Annotated in this window: 15 protein-coding genes; 3 read left to right on the forward strand and 12 right to left on the reverse strand. The window is 34.9% G+C overall.

What is annotated here, in order from left to right; genetic code table 11:
- Positions 1-35 precede the first annotated feature (35 nt).
- The 6 genes from A3GM_RS0101315 to A3GM_RS11315 all read right to left on the reverse strand — a co-directional run bounded on the left by A3GM_RS0101315 (position 36) and on the right by A3GM_RS11315 (position 10,790).
- The gene (locus A3GM_RS0101315) at positions 36-1,325 is read right to left on the reverse strand and encodes a hypothetical protein (RefSeq protein ID WP_018361578.1); all 1,290 of its coding nucleotides are present in this window, start codon (positions 1,323-1,325) and stop codon (positions 36-38) included.
- 54 nt (positions 1,326-1,379) lie between these two features.
- On the reverse strand, positions 1,380-1,820 hold the full coding sequence (locus A3GM_RS0101320) for a hypothetical protein (RefSeq protein WP_018361579.1): 441 nt from the start codon (positions 1,818-1,820) through the stop codon (positions 1,380-1,382).
- Positions 1,821-1,837: 17 nt separating this feature from the next.
- Entirely contained in the window at positions 1,838-3,544 is a 1,707-nt protein-coding gene (locus A3GM_RS0101325) for a major capsid protein (RefSeq protein ID WP_018361580.1), read from the reverse strand.
- Between the two features lie 46 nt (positions 3,545-3,590).
- Complete coding sequence (locus A3GM_RS0101330) at positions 3,591-5,375, reverse strand: rolling circle replication-associated protein (RefSeq protein WP_154648055.1); 1,785 nt, start codon at positions 5,373-5,375, stop codon at positions 3,591-3,593.
- A 307-nt stretch (positions 5,376-5,682) separates the two neighbouring features.
- Positions 5,683-6,954 (reverse strand): MFS transporter, encoded by a 1,272-nt coding sequence (locus tag A3GM_RS0101335; protein WP_025829725.1) that lies wholly within the window; start codon positions 6,952-6,954, stop codon positions 5,683-5,685.
- A 50-nt stretch (positions 6,955-7,004) separates the two neighbouring features.
- Entirely contained in the window at positions 7,005-10,790 is a 3,786-nt protein-coding gene (locus tag A3GM_RS11315; protein ID WP_018361583.1) for a DUF4922 domain-containing protein, read from the reverse strand.
- A gap of 105 nt (positions 10,791-10,895) precedes the next feature.
- Between A3GM_RS11315 and rlmN the strand changes: the two genes are divergently transcribed.
- Genes rlmN through A3GM_RS0101355 form a run of 3 tightly spaced genes read left to right on the forward strand, consistent with a single transcriptional unit; the run spans position 10,896 to position 14,090 of the window.
- Positions 10,896-11,936: a dual-specificity RNA methyltransferase RlmN gene (gene rlmN / locus A3GM_RS0101345; RefSeq protein WP_025829724.1), complete on the forward strand. Its 1,041-nt coding sequence runs from the start codon at positions 10,896-10,898 to the stop codon at positions 11,934-11,936.
- Between the two features lie 20 nt (positions 11,937-11,956).
- Positions 11,957-13,078 (forward strand): PdxA family dehydrogenase, encoded by a 1,122-nt coding sequence (locus A3GM_RS0101350; RefSeq protein ID WP_018361585.1) that lies wholly within the window; start codon positions 11,957-11,959, stop codon positions 13,076-13,078.
- Entirely contained in the window at positions 13,068-14,090 is a 1,023-nt protein-coding gene (locus A3GM_RS0101355) for a lysylphosphatidylglycerol synthase transmembrane domain-containing protein (protein WP_018361586.1), read from the forward strand. The genes A3GM_RS0101350 and A3GM_RS0101355 overlap by 11 nt, the downstream gene beginning before the upstream one ends.
- A gap of 387 nt (positions 14,091-14,477) precedes the next feature.
- Here A3GM_RS0101355 and pdxT read toward each other — a convergent pair whose 3' ends face one another.
- From pdxT to rplI, 6 genes are all read right to left on the reverse strand, one after another.
- Entirely contained in the window at positions 14,478-15,056 is a 579-nt protein-coding gene (gene pdxT / locus A3GM_RS0101360; RefSeq protein WP_018361587.1) for a pyridoxal 5'-phosphate synthase glutaminase subunit PdxT, read from the reverse strand.
- Positions 15,053-15,928, reverse strand: a complete 876-nt coding sequence (gene pdxS, locus A3GM_RS0101365; protein ID WP_018361588.1) for a pyridoxal 5'-phosphate synthase lyase subunit PdxS — start codon at positions 15,926-15,928, stop codon at positions 15,053-15,055. Before pdxS ends, pdxT begins: the two co-directional genes overlap by 4 nt.
- A 10-nt stretch (positions 15,929-15,938) precedes the next feature.
- Complete coding sequence (locus A3GM_RS0101370; protein ID WP_018361589.1) at positions 15,939-16,937, reverse strand: bifunctional hydroxymethylpyrimidine kinase/phosphomethylpyrimidine kinase; 999 nt, start codon at positions 16,935-16,937, stop codon at positions 15,939-15,941.
- Between the two features lie 101 nt (positions 16,938-17,038).
- On the reverse strand, positions 17,039-18,724 hold the full coding sequence (locus A3GM_RS0101375; protein WP_018361590.1) for an alpha-amylase family glycosyl hydrolase: 1,686 nt from the start codon (positions 18,722-18,724) through the stop codon (positions 17,039-17,041).
- 34 nt (positions 18,725-18,758) lie between these two features.
- Positions 18,759-19,646 (reverse strand): ACP S-malonyltransferase, encoded by an 888-nt coding sequence (gene fabD, locus A3GM_RS0101380; RefSeq protein ID WP_018361591.1) that lies wholly within the window; start codon positions 19,644-19,646, stop codon positions 18,759-18,761.
- Between the two features lie 178 nt (positions 19,647-19,824).
- The gene (gene rplI, locus A3GM_RS0101385; protein ID WP_018361592.1) at positions 19,825-20,298 is read right to left on the reverse strand and encodes a 50S ribosomal protein L9; all 474 of its coding nucleotides are present in this window, start codon (positions 20,296-20,298) and stop codon (positions 19,825-19,827) included.
- Positions 20,299-20,304 lie beyond the last annotated feature (6 nt).

Genomic DNA, 20,304 nt, shown 5'->3' on the forward strand with positions numbered 1-20,304 from the left:
GCTTTTATAATGGTATTTAAATACAATATGTAATATTAAAGTTTAAGTAAAGTACCAAAAGCACCGCCTAAAGCACGAACATTATTTAAAAATGGATTATTAGAATATAAATTAAAATAATTCATAAGATTACGTTGCCATTCATGTGCTTTATCATAATTTAGATCATAATTAAGTCTATCTAATTGACCATTTTTCAAATTAAAATCAGAAATCAAACCAGCAATTTTATACGGATTTGACCGCTGAATGTCCCAAGCAGAAGTATTATTATAATTCGCACGTGACTCTAACTCTCTCTTTTTAAAAGGGTTAAGTTCTTTCAAATCCCAAGCAGAAACATTATAAAAGTTAGATAAAGAATAATTCATGTTTGCAGCAGCTTGAAAATTCATACGTTTGAAATATTCAGTTACTGCCATTTCTAAGTTTAATTTAATATCTGAATTTAATTTCTTTACCTCTGTGTTATACTTTTCAGTTAAAGCACGCATTTGGTTAAGGGTTTCAGGCATTAAATTTCTAAGCTGATATTCTTTTATAAGATTATCCCATTTAATCGTATTACCTTGTTCTACGATATTTGCAATCTCTTGCGATAACTTCTCAATCGTTTTGTATTGCTGTGATACTATACCTTTGTTTTTGGCGTCGCTGTACGTCATCGGAGAGCCGTCCGGATTTGTCATCGGTTGGGAATTCTCATCGTATGCTTGTGACTGCATAAATGTTGTATTTAATTCCTCTTGAACTGCCAAAGCTAATTCTTTACGAGCGTGTGCGCCTGCTAATTTAGCGTTGCCGACTGCTTCCTGTGCTTCCGTCTCACCTTCACCACCTGATAATACGTCTTTTTTATTATCTATTAATTGTTTACGTCCTAAATCGTAATTGTTACGCTCAAAATCTTTGATTTTATTCATACTATCAGCAAATAAATTACCTGCATTTTGTAGAGCGTTTCCAAAACTTGGATCAAATCCACTTGGCATATTTTCCACAGGGGCAGAGCCTGCTGAATTAGAACCTACTGCACTTGCTTGGGCGTTATTGTCGTATAAATAAGGGTTATATCCTGCGCTTTCTATACGATTTCTTACGTTAACTTCGTTTGTCCAATCTCTATTCTCTTGATTTACTTTGTCATTGTACTCCTGTTGTCGTTTTAACATCAGTTCTTGATGTGCTCTATTTCGGGCGTTTTCTTTTCTTTGTGCTCGTGCTCCAAAAATCGAATTTATAGCACCTCCAACAAGTCCTAAAGCACCTGAAGATAATCCACCTGCAAGTGCTGCACCTACTCCGTTACTTTGTTGTTGTTCCATAATTTACAAATTAAAAGTTATGAAATAGTAGGGGGCAAATTCCCCCTACTTTTATTATTCAGTAGCACCTGTACCTGTTTCAGTACTTCCTGTATCGGTTGCGGTTGTTTCTTTTCCACTTTCAGCTACATAATCAGTAAAGTTAGCGATGTGATTTGCAAACTTATCATTATCGGTCATCGTCATGTTTCTACGACTTGGCAGAGTCGCCATAAGTGTGTCATCGTCAACACCTCTATTACCGTTATCTGTTGGTATTGCCTCCATCATCTTTGCATACTTTTCTTTTTCTAAAGCTGAAACAGTAGGCGATAATAATTTTGTTACTGCTGAGGTTGGATTTCCTGTAAGTGGGTCGATTGGAAAGAGTGTATCGACTACTTCCTCTATCTCTCTGTTAAGTGCAGGTAAATCTCTGTTAGGTTCGGTTTGAACTTCCATTGCCTTTATCTCATCGTTAGATAAGTAAGGGAAAAAGATATTTAAATTACTCATATTTATATTCCTTTCTTTTATACTTTAGGCATTCCGTCAATAGACATGTCTGAAACTTTTACGATATTGAAATAACAACCTCCAAAAACTTGGTCGGTTAACTCTGTACCGTTATAGTTTACGGCAAATACATCATCAAGCCACTTAGGATTGATTTTGAACGTAGAGATATTAAAGTTAGACATACTTTCGCCTCTTGCTCGGGCAACGGTCCAATAGCTTAGGGGTTCTTGATGCACAAATTGACCGTGATTGATGTCTAACGCTGTCTTATACTCGCTGTATCTTGGTTGCCAACCAAAAGCACCTAAATTCTTTATTCTTGAATTAGCTGTATTATTATTATACTTATAGCTAATATTTTTAGCAAATAATGGTTGCATTCCAAGGTTTTCAAATTCAGGAACGAAGAAGTCACCACGCTCTATCTTTTGTACGAATGGGTCAACACGTTTACTATCATACTGAACATCAGGAACAAGTGAATAAATGCACATTAATATACCATGTTCTTTTGCATCAAATCTAATATGACCGCTACCACTTCCTGTTGCCTTTCCTGTCGTTCTACCAAGATAACCACCAAAAGATGTATCTTTTGTACCTGTCACGGTTGTACCGCTTGATTGGGTAACGTCACCAACTTGTATATTACTATCAAAGCCACCGATATATGTACATCTACCATCTCTACCTTCTTCAACAGAAATGCCGAAATGTGCCTCCATTTGCTCCTTATAGGTCTTTCCTGCTCTCATGGTTACAGATGCAAGCTTTTCAAGTGCAAAAGCGTTGCGAATGTCTGCAACAGAAATCATAGTTCTCTTACTATCTACACCGTTCTCTTTAAGATTTTTTCCAACAATAACGACACTATCTCTATACTCGTGTGTTCCACCTGTGACATTAGGTCCTTTTTCCATAACGATATCACTACCACCTGTAAAAAATTGAGGGTTAAAATCGTCAATCGAGAACAAAGGAGTAGGGCGAACGTTCGTTAATAGGTCTTTTTGAGCGTTTCGATATCGGAGGGTAAACCAATCATAGTCCCATGGCTCGTTAGGAATTGTTTCCTTTACCTTTCCACTGCCGTAGAACATATCAACGTTAAAACTTTCAAGTTGATATTCTTCATAGGTTGTATTACGATAGAAGTCGTTATATATCTTTTGGTACGCTAAACCTCTAAAAGGTGTACATTTTCCCATAGTTGTAGATGTTGGGTTTGTGTATGGAACACCTGCGGAATTTGCATATTTACCATATCCGAGTAAATCAAGAATTCGGTAAACGCCTTTGTTTTTATCAAAACCGTGTATATCTTTAGCGGTATTTGTTTTGCACCAATCCACTAATTTTTGAACATCGAAAGAAACGCAAGAGGGGGGTGTTTTACCTTTGAAAGCGTACATAAATGATGATTTATAATCGCTCATACCTGTTATAAATTGGTCAAATCCTGACCATAGCTGTTTGTAAGGCACGAAATAGAACTCATAAACGCCTCGCATAGACATAAATGCGGCACTGTTCATTGGCAAGGTTCTCATGAAATCACTTGCATTAATTTCCACATGGTCGTGGGGTAGGAGGTCAAGCGATAAGACAGGGAGCAAAGCGCCTGCAGGTGCTGTAAATAGGTGACGCTGTGAAATGTCGAAAGCATTTCGAGGGCGTGTCGCCTTACTTGGTTTAATTAAAGGGACTTTTGAAGTTGACATAATTAATTTAAAATTAAATAGTTATACATATTTGTTTAATAATTGGTTAAGCCATTTTTCTAACTCCATTAACTGTTGTATTATTTACTTTCTTCGACTTATTTCTAAGATCAAGCTTTTTCTTTTGCTCATTCTTATAGGTTTCGAAAAAAGTTGTTTTTCGGGGGTTATACTCTTTATCAAATTTTTCATCGTCAAAATAGCCGTGAAAGTTGTAAGGAGTTACCCAATATTTAAAAGGAGTTCTTTCTATATAATTAATATATGGTTGTAAATTTATATCTTTTCTATTTTCTCGTTCAAAGTTCAAGTTATAGCCGTGAACTGTAAATTTTTTAATATGTGGAATAGCCTGGCGGAGAATTGGAAAACATTCTAATTCTGCTGAATAATAGCCTATTTCCTCAATTAAGTTATTAAACGTATTATAGAAGTTAGACAGCTTATCCTGTTCATATAAATAAAGATAGCGGTCAAACATAAAGAGATACACAGAAGTAAAGTCAGAAAAATGACAATATCTCCTAAGGTCAATGTCTTTAGAGCATTCATAACACTTTTTGCTACTATACCAATTCGTGTCGTTATCCATTTCAAGTTGAAAATACTCATCAGCTTTGTAATTAATACACCAATTCCTGAAAGTATCTTCACGGTATACTCTAAGATAACTAGACAAATTAACTCGATTAAATCTAATATTATTCTTAAAAGCATATTCTATAAGTTTAACGTTAATATACTCTTTCCATTCTCTGATGTGCTTAGAATAGAAGTTATAAGTGTGATATTTGATATCATTAGATAAGTTACTATATCTATAACATTTGCGGAATACGGTAGATAATGTATCTTTGGATATAAGAAGATTAACTGTCTTTTGAGTTCCATCTTTTTTAGTAAACGTTGTAGGTTTTCTAAGCATTCCGATATCGATGCGTGCGAAAACTTCTTCTTTGCTATTTTGGAATTCACCAATAATAGGGTTTTTACTTTGTAAGTGGAACGGCTTTGTACAACGTTCTCGTAGCACCTTTGGTAAACCCAAATTGCCTGCAACATACTCCGCAACATAGTAAGCTGTGTTTGGGTCGCAGATATTGATGTGTTCGGAGGTAAGAAAAGTATCCGCAAACGGTTTAAACTCATACTTATTAAATGTGTCTTTTTTCTTGACCCAAAGACCCCACGACTCAACGATGAAAGCTTTAATCTTAGAGAGGACTGTGGGGGAATCGATGAACAACACACCGTGGTAATGCGGACGGTAGGTCTTTGGTCCATACTCTGATGCGATAAAATAGCGAATTTTTTTTTCATTTTGTGGAATATTTAATTTATCAATTTTTTTCCTCAATCTTTTGAGAAAATTCTGTATATCTTTTTTGCTAACTGTTGCAAATTGTAGATTATTCTTACAATAAATTTTGTTATTTTCTATCCAAGGTATACGTGTATCATCGTTAAAGCGATAATCACCGTTATAGTTTTTAGAATTAAAAGGGCAACTATCATGTAAATCAGCAGTTCTGCCAATAGGTTTAAGTTGCATTTCTCCATGTTTGCCTGCAAATGCCTCCATTCGTGGAATATACACATTATCATATGTCAAAGTAAACATAACACTAAATAGATGTTGTTTTATCTCTTCACGAACTCGTCGAGATTGTTTGCTTGCCTCAACATTTACACAATATGTACAATTATGACAAGGCACAGTTTCATAATGTCCTGTATTTTTATTGTAAATATAGGAGGGTGAAAGACAGCCAAAAAGGTTATCGTTTGGCTCAAATTCTTTAGCGGTAAAAGATTTAGTTTCATCTATCATAATAATATACATTTATCGGTTAATTTTACATCGGGATGCATAGGATGATTCGAACAAATAAAGCCGGCAAAGTGTCCAACTGAATTAAAGTTAACCACGCACCAAGAGCAATCACCACAAGTAAGAGTGTAATTGCATATTTCATCGAAATTTTGCGACATATCAAAGTTCATGCCACAAATATAAATAATTGAGACGAAAAAGTTATATAATTAATATTATGATAAATAGGTATTATATAAAACAATATTGTGCTTTAATCTCTTCTCCTATCCATTTTTAAAGGTTATTCTTTGGTAAGCAATAGTTATTCTCTTTTCTTACTAAAGTTGTTATCTATTTTGATAAAATATGTAACTACGAAAGTTATAATGCAAGTTATCAAAACAAAGATGAAGAAGTTTTGATATCCAAGTATAGATTGTAACCGGCCTGAAACCATTCCAGGTAACATCATAGATGCTGCCATAAATCCTGTACAAATGGCATAATGACGTGTTTGGAACTGTCCTCTACAGAAATACAACATATATAATGTGTAGGCAGTAAAACCAAAACCATAACCAAATTGTTCAATAAAAATAGATGTATTGATTAGCCACAAGGCATCTACTTGATAATAACTTAGATAGATATATACGGCATCTGGAACTGTAATAGCAATGACCATAGGCCATAACCACTTCTTAAGTCCGTCTTTGCTCACTAAATATCCGCCTATAATTCCACCGCCAAGTAAACCTATAACACCCACAGTTCCATATACTAAGCTAAATTCTTGAGGGGATAATCCTAAACCTCCAGCATGCTTAAAGTCTCTAAGAAATAGGATAGAAACCTTAGATAACAATGCTTCTGGGAATCTATATAACAGCAAGAATAATATAGTTGTGACGATATAAGGTTTTTTAAAGAAGCTAGAGATGGTCTCTATTAAGTCTTTCCCTATCCTTTTAATATCTTTTTGGTTGATATTTTTATCCTTCTTTGGCGTAGGAAGTCGTTTAATGTGATAGAGATAAATCGCTATAAATAAAGCAGATACGATGTAAAAGATAATACTCCACGAGAAACGGATTTGCCATCTGAATAGAACTTGCAGTGAACCTGCAAGGAATACGAGAAATCCTTTACCAAAGATAGATGCTATTTTGTAGAAAGTATTGCGTATTCCGTTGAATAAGGCTTGATCGTGTTCGCTCAAGCCAAGCATATAAAAGCCATCTGCAGCAATGTCATGAGTGGCACTTGAGAAAGCGATTATCCAAAATAAGCATATCGTTGATTGCAACCAAAAGGTGGTTGGAATACTAAAAGCCATAGCTGCAAATGATGCACCAAGCAATAGTTCCATTGCAATAATCCACCATCTTTTTGTTTTAAGTAGTTCAACAAAAGGACTCCAGAATGGTTTTAACACCCAAGGAAGATAGAACCAACTAGTGTAAAAGGTGATGAGTTCATTGCTAAGTCCTAATTGTTGGTACATTAATACAGAAATTTCTGCAACTAAGATATTAGGAAGTCCCTCAGAGAAATATAGAGTTGGTACCCATTTCCAAGGACTTTTCTGATTCAATTGATTGTGGTGTATAGTATGTTGTTTCACTTTTATTGTAAGGTTTCAAATCATTTAGTATATATTTTCTTGATCTCTACATTCTTATAGTAATGTAGTAAGATTTCTTTATAATCAAATCCTTGCTCTCCCATCACTGCAGCTCCAATCTGACACAATCCTACTCCATGTCCCCACCCTGCTCCTTTAAGCGTGAAAGAAGTTGGTATATTGTTTGAGTCTACTGACTTTTCAATGATGAATGCAGAGCTGTATAGATGAGAACTACTAAGAGTTCTACGAATCTCAAGCTCTTTTCCAATAATTATCTCTTTCTCAGAGCCAACGATTTTTAATCTATATATGCGTCCACTTTTACCTCTTTCTAGAGCAATAATATCTATAATGTTCCCTAAATCGGTATTTAGTTTCTTGCTAATGAGTTCTTTTAGCTCCTCTTGAGAGTAGCTAATTTCCCATCTATAGAAATCTTTTGTTTCTTGATCGTAATCTTTTAATACTTGAGATAGAATCTTTTTATCTGTTGTATTGCAGAAAGCATCAGGCGAATCAACTATCCATTGATGTGCGGTTGACTCAGAGGTTAAATCTATTTCTTTTCCCTCTTTGTCATCTTTTAGTGCAATAAGATAATCTTTAGGATTGTTGTCCCAGCAATATTGATATTCTTCCGTAGCACCACCACAGCATTTACTAAATCTAGCATCGCATATTTCATTGTTTGAAAGCAATACTTCTCCAGTTGTTTCTTTAATTGCTTTAGCTGCATTAGGAGTGATTCCTTTTGATATTCCTTGATATCTTTGGCAGTGATCGTCGCCACAAACATCAAATAAAGAATGGTCTTCTCTATCGTACCAACGAATAATTTCCTTGTCAGTCTTTGTAAATGAGAAGAAATTATTGCTCTGTTCGCTTTTCGACTGGTTATGTTTTTCAATTTGATTCAATAACCAACTTCTCGAAATAACAGAATGAGCCTTTAATAATTCTAATGACGATGTTGCACTCATTTCACTAGAAATAACCGAAGAAAGATAATTTTCTAGAGGTAAAATATTGATAGCCCAGATTTTATCAGAATCAATAATCAACTTTAAGGCACCTTCAAAGGTTTGTTCTTCTTTTCTTTCCCAATGGAAATTGATACCTATTGAAACATTCTTTAGTGTGAATGAGGCATTAGAAGTTTGTGGGTGGAAGGTAATTTCTTGATAATTTTTACCATTCCAAAGTATTCCTCCGTCATCAAAAACAAGACTTTGCTCTCCTTGAATCGATTGTCCTTTGGCTGTATAAACATCATTTAAAATGATATCTATTTGTTTGTCACAAAGAATTCCCACAGAGATTGTAGGCTGTTCAGATAGCAATGCTGTTGTGAATGAAGTGGGTTTAAAATGCTTGTTTCTTTCAATTACATCGCATACACGATTTACTTTCTCGCTTGTAAAGCCACATTCTTGAATAATACTAACAGCTTCTGCTCCTGAAAGAGTATCAAAATCCTCTTTTTTAGGAGTGATAATTAAGCCTGACATATCAAGAGCTCCAGGACTAATCATGCGCTGAAGATTTCCTTTGGCATAATAACATTCTGGTCTATGCTTTTCTCTTGGGATCACAACAGTGATGAATTCTTTCTCGTTTCTCCAAGAAATGATATTCATCATTGGCTCTTCTGTTTCAGGTTGTATTTCCTTTAAGCTATTATATAGAAGCTTAAACAACTCAATTTGAGATTGGCCTCGTTGATATTGAATTACAAATACAGGAACAATAAATGTATTGATGATACCTAATTGTTCTTGTTCATTAATCAATACAAGTGGTTTTATGTCGTTTTTAAGTCTGTTCCAATCATTTTGTAATGGTAAAATGCCATTTGTTCCCGCTTGGAAATGCAAGTGATCGGGCGCAGAAGCACCACTTAAAGGACCATTATAGAATAGCATCATCTCAGGGAATTCACAAAGGAAATGATACACTTCATCTATATTCGAATAGATTCTTTGTGGTTGATGTTGTGTAGATGCAATTGTAAAGTGGATAGGAAGAATTGGAAAAGGATTCACTAATATCTCAAATCTACTATCAAATCGCTTTATTAACTGCTCTTCTGGGCGTTGTTTCTTGCATAAAAAACAAGGACGTTGCTCTATATCTGCTTTAGAAATACTAGCTCCCGTAGAGACAAGTCTGCTTGGGTTATGTTGTAATTTCACATAGTTCTCCCCTATTTCTAAGGTTTTTGTTTCTATTTCAGAAAGCCTTTTATATCGCTTCTCAACCTCTTTCCAATGTGAAAGCTGTTGATTAAAGAATCTATTTAAGCTACTATTAACCAATGAATTATTATTGGTTATATTCTTATTAAAACGAGCTAATATCTCAATCGTTCTAATTTTATCTTTATATAGGTTGTTGGCATTTACCTTTTCAATGCTTAGAGCAGCATCAGAGTTACCTCCCCAGCGTCTACAAAGATAGAGTTCGTCGTATATTCTACCTATTTTATAGTCACGAGAGATGCGTAATCCCACAGCGTAGTCTTCTCCATAACTTGTGTTAGGGAAACCTATTTCACGCAATATAGGTGTGTAAAAGGCTCTAGGTGCGCCTAATCCGTTTATTCTTAGAGCATTATTACAACCATTATTGTCTGTCCACTCTTTGTGATCGATAAGACCTGGAGGTAGAGTTTCTAGCTCAAAGTTGCATATTCTGTAGCTACCAACAATCATTGCAGCCTTTTGTTTATAGAAAGCATCAACGACTTTTTGAAGTGTAGAGCTACTAGAATAAAGATCGTCGCTATCTAATTGCACTGCAAACTTACCACAATGAGTTGAGTTTATAGCATAGTTCCAACAGCCTCCAATACCCAAATCTGTTCTTTCAGGTATAAGATGAACTAAGTTTTGGTAACTCTTTGAGAGCTCGGATAATATATTTGTTGTATCATCTGTAGAATGATTGTCAACAACAATCACGTTAAATCTAAAACTTGTTTTTTGTTTTAGGGCAGAAAGAACAGCATCTGATATTGTTTTTTCTCTATTGAATACAGGAATAATAACCGACGCTTCGAGGTTAAAGTGATAGTCATTAAATTGAATGGGTTGATAATTTGCAATGTTTACAAGCATCTTTTGTTTATCAAGAAATACTGTAAAGGCCTTTTCCATATCAATTTGTATGTCTCGAAAAGCCGCATTTACATAATCAAACTGTTTCTCCCCACTCTTCCTATTGTCTGTTTCTGTTTTTGTGTAGAGGTATTCATCAATATGAACAATTTTATTATTGGCTCCAGCAAACAAGCGGAACGAATACCAACCAGCATACTTATAGCTTTCTTCTTTGTTTGAATTGAGGAATTCTCTCAATGCTTGAGTTTTGATAAGAACAAGCTGTCCAAAGTCAAAATCATCTCTAACACTTCCTATTTGATAGTTTATTAGAGGATGTTTTTGTATTTGTCCTTCAATGATGTCATAATGATCTGCATACACAATATCTGCATCAGTATCTTTTGCAACCTGAATCATTCTTGAAAGAGCATTGTATCCCCACTCTATAGATGCATTTTTGAGGTTCAATAAGATATATGGAGATGTTGCATGTTCAATCAATTGATGCAGCATTTCGGTAGAAAGAAAGTCGTGAAAACAAACGACTTTTATATTATTTTTATTTAATTCAGTATTGAAATGTTCATCTTTTACCAATGCATAGACAGAGGTGATTTCTTTTTCATTTGCCACCTTTTCAAGTGTTTCAGGGCTATTTAAGAATCCTTCTCCTGGTAAGAAATAATCTATATGGTTAATCATCATTGTTTTATTTTTACTTGCAAATATATATAAAACGAATGAAAATAGACCTATTTTATCTTTTTTTCCGTAACTTTGCATAAGAAAATAAGATCTAAAATTGATATGATGACAGACAAACAGGCACTTTTAGGAATGTCTTTGTTTGAACTAAAACAAGCTGTAACTAATCTGGGTATGCCCGAATTTACAGCAAAGCAGATTGCAAAATGGTTGTATTCGCAACACGTTTCGTCGATAGATGAAATGACAAATATATCTAAAAGCAATCGAGAAAAGCTCAAAGAACATTTTTATATAGGCTGTGCAAAGTTTATAGATGCACAGTATTCCAAAGATGGAACCATAAAATATCTTTTTCCAACTCAATCAGGAAAGTTTGTAGAAACAGTATATATCCCTGATAAAGACCGTGCAACTCTTTGCGTTTCGTCACAGGTTGGTTGTAAGATGAATTGTTTATTCTGCCAAACAGGCAAACAAGGATTTGAAGGAAACCTAACTTCTTGCGATATTCTTAATCAGATTTATTCTTTGCCCGAACGTGATAAGTTAACCAATATCGTGTTTATGGGGCAAGGAGAACCTATGGATAATTTTGATAATGTTTTAAGAACAACTCAAATTCTCACATCTGATTATGGCTATGCATGGAGCCCTAAGCGCATAACAGTTAGTAGTGTTGGTGTAAAAGGTAAGTTAGAACGATTCTTAAACGAAAGCGATTGTCACGTCGCAATAAGTATGCACAACCCAATAGCTAGTGAACGAGCTAGTATTATGCCTGCAGAAAAAGGAATGTCGATAGATAGTATTGTTGAGTTATTAAGAAACTACGATTTTGCTCATCAACGTCGACTCTCTTTTGAATATATTGTTTTTGATGGATTGAATGACACTAAAGAGCATGCACAATATATAGTAGACCTTGTTAGAGGCCTAGAATGTCGCTTTAATCTCATTCGTTTTCATCAAATACCAAATGTTCCGCTTAATCCAACTAATGAGAAGAAGATGGAACAATTTAGAGATTACCTCACTTCTCATGGTGTATTCACAACAATTAGAGCAAGTAGAGGACAAGATATATTTGCTGCTTGTGGCTTATTATCAACTGCTAAGAAAGAAAAAACAGCTAAACAATAAATACGAAAAACAAATGTTTTATGGAAAATAGAAAGTTACGCATTGCAATAACTCATGGAGATACCAATGGTGTTGGGTATGAAATGATATTAAAAGCATTTACAACTCCTGAGTTATTAGAATTATGTACTCCTATTATATATGGCTCACCAAAGCTCGCAGCCTATCATTCTAAGGTGTTAGAAATACCAACAAACTTTACAATTATCAACAATGCTCGTGAGGCAACAGATGGAAAAGTGAATCTTCTAACATGTTTTGATGAAGAAATTAAAGTAGATTTTGCCCACCCTAGTAAAGAGTCTGGTGTTGCAGCGATAAAGGCTTTAGATGCAGCAATAACCGATTATAGAGAGGGATTGTATGATGTTTTAGTGTCTGCTCCTATCGATAGCGCAAATATTAATGTCGAAGGAGTTCCTTTTAAAGGACTTACTCACTATCTAGAAACTTGTATGGGTAAAACAAACGATGCGCTACAAATTTATAGTAATGAGTATTTACGTATTGCAACATTAACAAATTACATTGACATTAAAGATCTTCCCAATTATATTACCAAGGAAAATATCATTGAGAAAGTAACTACTTTGCATAAAACCCTACAAAAAGATTATCGTATTTCTTTGCCACGTATTGCTGTGTTATCCCTTAATCCAGATGGAAATGGCGAAGAAGAGAAGAATATTATCGCTCCTGCAATAACTCAATTAGCAAGTGAAGGTATTAATGCTTTCGGTCCTTTTGCTGCAGATAGTTTCTGGGATAATGATGAGTTTGGTATGTTCGATGCTGTTTTAGCCATGTATCACGACCAAGGTATTATTCCTTTAAAGACTTTAGTTCAATCAGACAATGTTTTAACTGTGAGTGGTTTACCAATTATATGTACTGCTCCTGCCCTCTTCTCTCCTTTCAATGATGCAGGAGAAGGTATTGTTAATGAGAATTGTTTACGACAAGCTATATATCAAGCAATTGATATTTTTAGAAATAGAATTACATTTGAAGAACCTTATGCTAATCCTCTTAAGAAGCTGTATCACGAAAAAAGAGATGAAGTAGAAAAGGGACGCTTCTCTAATAACAGACAGAGAGATAATCAAAAGAATTCTCATTCAGAACAGAAAAATGAAGAATAAATACCAAAATTTCTTTTTTCTATTTGGTGTTACGATATTTGCAATTATGGTGTATAACTTAGGTTTCACCGTAATTGTAAATAATATACGCCATGCCGGTTACTGGTTTTGGCTTATTTTGGCTTTTTGGTTGGTGTTGTATTTAGGCAATACGCTATCTTGGTATTTAATTATTAAAACAGGAAAGCCTAAAGATAAGGTGGAAAAAATAAATTTCTTTTGGCTTTATAAAGTCACTATTTCTGCCTTTTCGCTTAATTATGCCACTCCAGGAGGCTTAATGGGAGGTGAACCTTATCGCATAATGGAACTAACCCCCAAGATTGGTACAGAGCGAGCAACATCTTCTGTATTGCTATTTGTAATGACTCATATTTTTAGTCATTTTATATTTTGGCTTTTTGCCATATTTCTTTTCCTTCTATTTGAATCTTTTTCGTTGCTCGAAGGCAGTGTTGTTGCGATTACAGGAGTCATACTATTATTAGGTATAGCCTTTTTCTTGAAAGCCTATAAGTATGGTTTAGCTGTGAAGTTATTGGAACTTTGTAACAAAATTCCTTTGGTAAAACGATATTCTTTGCCTTTTATTGAAAAACATTATGATCAGTTGCAAAGAATAGACCAACAAATATCTGCACTTAAAAACGAAAATAGATTCACTTTCTTTTCTGTTGTATTTATTGAATTTGTAGGTAGAGTTATTTCTTCTTTTGAAATAATGTTTATTCTACTTATAGTAAATCCTGAGGTAAGTTTTGTAAAATCATTGATAATTATAGCTTATACTAGTTTAATTGCAAATCTACTTTTCTTTATGCCTTTACAGCTTGGAGGACGTGAAGGAGGCTTTATTCTGAGTTCAGTCCAACTTGGTTTCTCGGCATCTTCGGGTAGTTTTTTAGCTATTATTGTAAGAATTAGAGAACTTATATGGACAGGAATTGGGTTGTTGCTTATCAAACTAGATAGAAAGAAGAACATAAAACTCACCAAAGGAAAAGACGATTAAAGATATAAAGCGCATCTATTTTCTGTTTTTATATCGATGAAATCGATCTTTTTTATTTGCTTGATATCCTGTTATCACCCTTTGCAGAATATAAAAGCATCTCTTTTATAGATTAAAAGTAATGTTATTACAGTGTAAAAGCAACGTAATTATTCGGTAAAAACAATGCTTTTATAATATTATGTTGATAGGAAAATATTTAACTGGGATTACTTTTATTCTCTTTTAAAAGCTTATTCCAATATATAAAGGATAGTAAGTATAACTCAAAAATAAAGATTTCATCGTTTTTTTGAGTATAATCTCTGTAAAGAAAAGAGGTTAATAAATAAGTTTGACCTTATTTATTAACCTCAATAACTTTATTATATCGTATGAATTACTGTCTTATTTCACCATTTGTTCTAAGAAATAAGCATGAATACTAGAGTCATTTCCTAGTTCAGGATGGAAAGATGTAACCAATTGATTTGCTTGCTTGGCTGCAACAATATGGCCATCAACCTCTGCTAACACCTCCACATCTTTTCCTACAGATTTGATATAAGGTGCTCGTATGAATGTCATAAGGAAGCTATCCGATACATATTTCATCTTTTCGTTGGTCTCAAAAGAACCTAATTGACGTCCATATGCGTTACGAACAACCTCAATATCCATTGTTGCAATACGTTGAACATCACTCTCTCCCACTACATTTTGAGCAAGAAGTATAAGTCCTGCGCATGTACCAAATACGGGTAAACCGTTAGATATTGCAGTTTGAATGTCGTTCAACAAATCGAGTTCGTGTAGAAGTTTTATCATTGTGGTGCTTTCTCCACCAGGGATAATTAGTCCGTCTTTATGTTGTTGCCAGTCTTCTTTCTTGCGAATTTCAAATACTTCAACGTCACCAAGACTTTTAATCATCTCCTCGTGCTCAATAAAAGCACCTTGAAGGGCTAGAACTGCAATTTTTTTCATTTGCCTCTTTCAGCCATTAACAACTCAATCTCTTGCTCGTTGATACCAACCATAGCTTCGCCTAAATCTTCAGAGAGCTCTGCAATCATCTTAGCGTCTTTATAGTTAGTAACAGCTTTCACAATTGCAGCAGCACGTTTCTCTGGATTTCCGCTCTTGAAGATACCACTTCCAACGAATACGCCTTCTGCTCCTAGTTGCATCATCAATGCTGCGTCTGCAGGAGTTGCAACACCACCAGCAGCAAAATTAACAACAGGTAGCTTACCATTGTCGTGAACATACTTCACCAACTCATAAGGAGATTGTAGTTGTTTTGTTGCTTCGAATAACTCACCTTCAGTTAATGAAACGATACGGCGAATCTCACTTTGCATCATACGCATGTGACGTACTGCCTGAATGATATCTCCTGTTCCAGGTTCTCCTTTGGTTCTAATCATAGTTGCACCTTCTGCTATTCTGCGAAGAGCTTCTCCTAAGTCTTTAGCACCACAAACAAAGGGAACTGTAAAGTCGTTTTTGTTGATGTGATAGATGTTATCTGCTGGTGAAAGTACTTCACTTTCGTCGATATAATCTATTTCAATTGCTTGAAGTATTTGAGCTTCTGCAAAATGGCCAATACGGCATTTCGCCATAACAGGAATACTAACAACTTCTTGTATGCTCTTAATCATCTTTGGATCGCTCATACGTGCAACACCACCAGCAGCTCTAATGTCTGCAGGAATACGTTCTAGTGCCATAACTGCACATGCACCTGCAGCTTCAGCAATACGTGCTTGTTCAGGAGTTGTTACGTCCATAATAACTCCACCTTTTAGCATTTGAGCTAAATTTCGATTAAGATTTTGTCTGTTTTCTTTCATAATTCAATATTTATTTTTTCTTTCTAAAATTACTTGGGGGAACTCCTACTTTCTTTTTAAAGAACTTCGTGAAATGTGCTTGTGATGAAAAGCCATTTCGATAGGCTATCTCTTGAATAGTAGAAAAAGAATTCTGTAAATCAAGTTCTATCTGTTCTATAAGATAATCTTCTATAATGGTTTTGGGAGTTTTGTTGCTAACGGCCTTTGTTACCTGTGATAAATATCGACTGCTTACATTGAATAAGTCGGAATAGAAGCGTACGTCACGATTGTCTTTGTAATATTTCGACACGGCATCTATAAACTCTTGGTATAAAAGGTTGATACGCTCGGAAACTACTCTCTTTTCCTTTTCTTTCTCAGCAGCAAACAAATAGGCATTATTAATGGCATCTTCAAGAGAATTATTCTTGCTTAAATAAGATGCAACAGCTGAAGAAAAATAGTTATTTTTTCCGTGGAAGAAACTGTCTACCAATACAACTTCTTTGCAACCAAAGGCTTTTAATTGTGCAATTGCTTTCTGTTTATCCTCGTTAGACTCAATGGTTATGCCTAAAATATATTCTGCATCGATATTTCTTATAACGACAATAGTTGACAATGGCAATAAGCGATTCTTTATTTGAGATATGACATCTCGGCTCATAAGCTCATCACCATTACTAGAATAAACAATTGGATTGTATATAACAGATTGTATGTTATATTTGGAAACCATATCGCAAATGACCTTTAAGACATTTACATTTCGAATCATACCAAGCTTTAATATCTTTGCTTGGGTATCGTTTACAAGTGCTTCGATTTGCGCTTCGATGATATTTGATGGCAGATCGAAGAATTCTTGAATACCCAAAGTGTTCTGAACCGTAATACTTGTTATCACGGAAACAGATGGAATTCCTAGTGCTTCAAATACCTTTATGTCGGCTTGTATGCCTGAAGTACCAGTGCCATCAGAACCTGTTATTGTTAAAACTGGTGTTAGTTTGTTGTCTATCATAAGATATCAACTACAAAGTAAGTTATTTTTATCGAGAAAAAAAAATGATGTTCCCTTATAGACAAAGAAAACACCATTTTGTATAAATCATTTTATGAACCTTATAAGATAAACTTATAAACTCTAGCACCATAAGGGTCGATTCCCACTTTGAATGGCTTCTCAGGAGAGAACATTTGGAAAGTGGTTTCACCTGTTAATAAATCAACAGCATTTACTTGTCCTTCTGATAATGAAAGATGTTCAAAAGCGTGTCGAGGAATATTAATAGCACATTGCATTTCTAAGTCTGAGAAGTTAGCAACAACCAATAGCACCTCTTGCTTATATGCACGAATGAAAGCATATAAAGAGTTAGAATTGAAGTTAGATGTCAATGGATTGGCGTACATCAAATCGAAGAAGGAACCCACTGAAACAACTTTCTCTTTGCTCGCAATGCGTAGTATGGCATTATACTTATCCCATATTACTTTTTCTTGAGCTGTTAATGCATTCTTTTTATAATAACCTCTATAAAGTTTATCAATTCCCCAGTAATCAAAGATAGTTGTTCTTCCATCTCTTCCACTGAATCCTTCTGCATCCATTCCTGGTTCACCTAACTCTTGTCCTGCATAAAGCATAAAAGGATTGGATAATAATAAAGAGCTGACAACAACTCCAGGGAATCCTTTTTCTGCATCATTTGCAAAGAAAGGAGACGCAATTCGTTGCTCATCATGATTCTCTAGGAAATAAAGCATCTTATTCTTTATATGATCGGTAGCTTGCCATTGCTTGGTAATTTCTGTAGGCTTTCTTGTTCCTGCGATAACACCTCTTACGCAATCGTACATTCCTACCTTATCATATAGATAGTCGAATCCACTTTGTATATAAGTATCATACAATGAAGGATTATAGACTTCACCAATAAAAAGAATATATGGGAATTCGTTCTTTACTTCTTTTATAGCGTAAGTCCAGAATGCTGATGGAACCATTTCTGCCATATCACATCTAAATCCATCAACTCCTTTTCTAGCCCAGAATAGAAGTATGTCGGTCATCTTCTTCCAAGTAGAAGGAATAGGATCAAAATGTTCTGTATGTTCGCCGCATGGATTGCAATAATCTACACCATAATTAAGTTTAATGGTTTCATACCAATCATCTTTATTGGGTGCATTATCAAAGCGATCATTGCCCGTAGCTTTTGCTGGTTGCTCAAAATAAGTTGTGTCTGTAGCTTCAGAATACAAACTAAAAGTTGGAGCAAAAGAAAGCCCATTACAATAATAAAAGTTATTGTTGGTATCGAAATTCTTGGTGGTGTTATCGTTTTCACCTAAATCTTCGACTCCTTCTGGTTTTGTTATTGATTTGTATTGGCGTGCTACATGGTTGGGGACAAAATCTATAATGGTTTTTAAACCAACCTTACTTGTTCGAGAAAGAAGAGCTTCGAACTCTTGCATTCTGTCTGGAACGTTTTCTGCTAAATCTGGATCTACATCATAGTAATCGACAATCGCATATGGAGAACCTGCCTTACCTTTTACAATTGCTGGATGTTGTGTAGGAATTCCATACTCTTCGTATGAAGTTGTGCTTGCGTGTCTAATTATTCCGGTATACCAAACATGGGTACATCCCATGCTTTTAATGCGTTTCAGGGTTGATGTATTAAAGTCATTCATTTTACCAACGCCATTTTCGGTAATCGAACCATTGACTATATTATTGTGATTGCGATTACCGAAAAGGCGAGTAAAGACTTGATAAATAATTAATTTCTTATTCACCTTTATATCGTCTTCTAATCTTTTAGGATTTATATTATTCTACTCCGTGGGCAGCAACAGTCTTATCAATGCGGCCAATCATTCCTTGTAGTGCTTTTCCAGGTCCACATTCTGTAAAATCATTAGCTCCGTTTGCTATCATATTATTGATAGTTGCGGTCCAACGTACTGCTCCTGTTAATTGAGCAACAAGGTTTTTCTTAATTTCTTCTGCGTCTGTGTGTGCTAATGCATCTACGTTTTGATAAACAGGGATACGAGGTGTATTGAAAGTAACACTCTCAATAGCTGCTTGAAGTTCATCTTTTGCAGGTTGCATTAATGGAGAATGGAATGCACCAGATACTGGTAAAGGAAGTGCTCTCTTTGCTCCTGCTTCTTTCATCTTCTCACATGCAGTATTGATTGCATCGATACTACCAGAAATAACTAATTGACCTGGACAGTTATAGTTTGCTGCAACTACTATGTTTTCAGGTGTAGATATAGATGAACATATTTCTTCTACCTTCTCATCTGCAAGACCAATGATTGCTGCCATGGTACCTTTTGTAGCTTCGCAAGCTTTTTGCATTGCGTTAGCACGTGCTGCAACAAGTCTAAGACCATCTTCAAAAGAAAGTACTCCTGCAACAACTAAAGCAGAGAACTCACCTAAAGAGTGACCTGCAACCATTTCTGCATCTAGCTTATCTTCTAGAGATAATGCTGTTATAACGCTGTCTAAGAATACGGCAGGTTGAGTTACTTTTGTTTGTTTAAGTTCCTCATCTGTACCGTTAAACATTATTTCTGTGATATTGAAGCCAAGAATTTCATTCGCTTTGTCGAATAGTTCTTTCGCAAGGGCACTTGAGTTGTATAACTCTTTACCCATTCCTACGTATTGAGCCCCTTGACCTGGGAAAACAAATGCTTTCATGTTCTATTTATTTATGATAATATTTGGAGGTACAAATATAACATCTTTTTCTTAAATTCATTTAGATAAAAGAATATTTATGTTATATTTACAAGAATAAAATATCCCGAAAAACATGATGTTATCGGGATATTTTATATTACTACAACTGTATAGTTATAATTGTTACAATAAATTATTATTTCTCAGCTGTTTCTTTCTCTTCCTTTGCTGTCTCAGCTACAACCTTAACAGGTACGATTGCTTCAACTTCTTTGTGGAAGTGAACAGTAGCTTCAAAATCACCTACGTGCTTGATATCACTCATTGTGATAATTTTACGGTCAATTTCGAAACCTTTTTTCTTTAATTCTTCTGCTACGATTGCAGCGTTTACAGAACCATAAGTAGCACCTGTTGCAGATACTTTAACTTCGATAGTTAGCTCAACACCTTCTAATTCAGCAGCTCTCTTTTCTGCATTAGCTTTAATAGCTGCAAGTTTGTGAGCTTGTTGTTTTAGGTTTTCTGCTAATACTTTCTTTGCTGATTCTGAAGCAATGATAGCTTTTCCTGTTGGGATAAGGTAGTTACGGCCATAACCTGATTTTACGTTTACGATATCATTTTTATAGCCTAAACCTATAATATCTTCTCTAAGTATAATTTCCATTTCGTT

The sequence above is a fragment of the Hoylesella nanceiensis DSM 19126 = JCM 15639 genome (assembly GCF_000379965.1).
Lineage (GTDB): Bacteria > Bacteroidota > Bacteroidia > Bacteroidales > Bacteroidaceae > Prevotella > Prevotella nanceiensis.

Bases quoted from the DNA above. Each gene is read 5' to 3' on its own strand.
- A3GM_RS0101315 (WP_018361578.1), bottom strand. From the start codon at position 1,325: ATGGAACAACAACAAAGTAACGGAGTAGGTGCAGCACTTGCAGGTGGA.
- A3GM_RS0101320 (WP_018361579.1), bottom strand. From the start codon at position 1,820: ATGAGTAATTTAAATATCTTTTTCCCTTACTTATCTAACGATGAGATA.
- A3GM_RS0101325 (WP_018361580.1), bottom strand. From the start codon at position 3,544: ATGTCAACTTCAAAAGTCCCTTTAATTAAACCAAGTAAGGCGACACGC.
- A3GM_RS0101330 (WP_154648055.1), bottom strand. From the start codon at position 5,375: ATGATAGATGAAACTAAATCTTTTACCGCTAAAGAATTTGAGCCAAAC.
- A3GM_RS11315 (WP_018361583.1), bottom strand. From the start codon at position 10,790: ATGATTAACCATATAGATTATTTCTTACCAGGAGAAGGATTCTTAAAT.
- rlmN (WP_025829724.1), top strand. From the start codon at position 10,896: ATGATGACAGACAAACAGGCACTTTTAGGAATGTCTTTGTTTGAACTA.
- A3GM_RS0101350 (WP_018361585.1), top strand. From the start codon at position 11,957: ATGGAAAATAGAAAGTTACGCATTGCAATAACTCATGGAGATACCAAT.
- A3GM_RS0101355 (WP_018361586.1), top strand. From the start codon at position 13,068: ATGAAGAATAAATACCAAAATTTCTTTTTTCTATTTGGTGTTACGATA.
- pdxT (WP_018361587.1), bottom strand. From the start codon at position 15,056: ATGAAAAAAATTGCAGTTCTAGCCCTTCAAGGTGCTTTTATTGAGCAC.
- pdxS (WP_018361588.1), bottom strand. From the start codon at position 15,928: ATGAAAGAAAACAGACAAAATCTTAATCGAAATTTAGCTCAAATGCTA.
- A3GM_RS0101370 (WP_018361589.1), bottom strand. From the start codon at position 16,937: ATGATAGACAACAAACTAACACCAGTTTTAACAATAACAGGTTCTGAT.
- fabD (WP_018361591.1), bottom strand. From the start codon at position 19,646: ATGAAAGCATTTGTTTTCCCAGGTCAAGGGGCTCAATACGTAGGAATG.
- rplI (WP_018361592.1), bottom strand. From the start codon at position 20,298: ATGGAAATTATACTTAGAGAAGATATTATAGGTTTAGGCTATAAAAAT.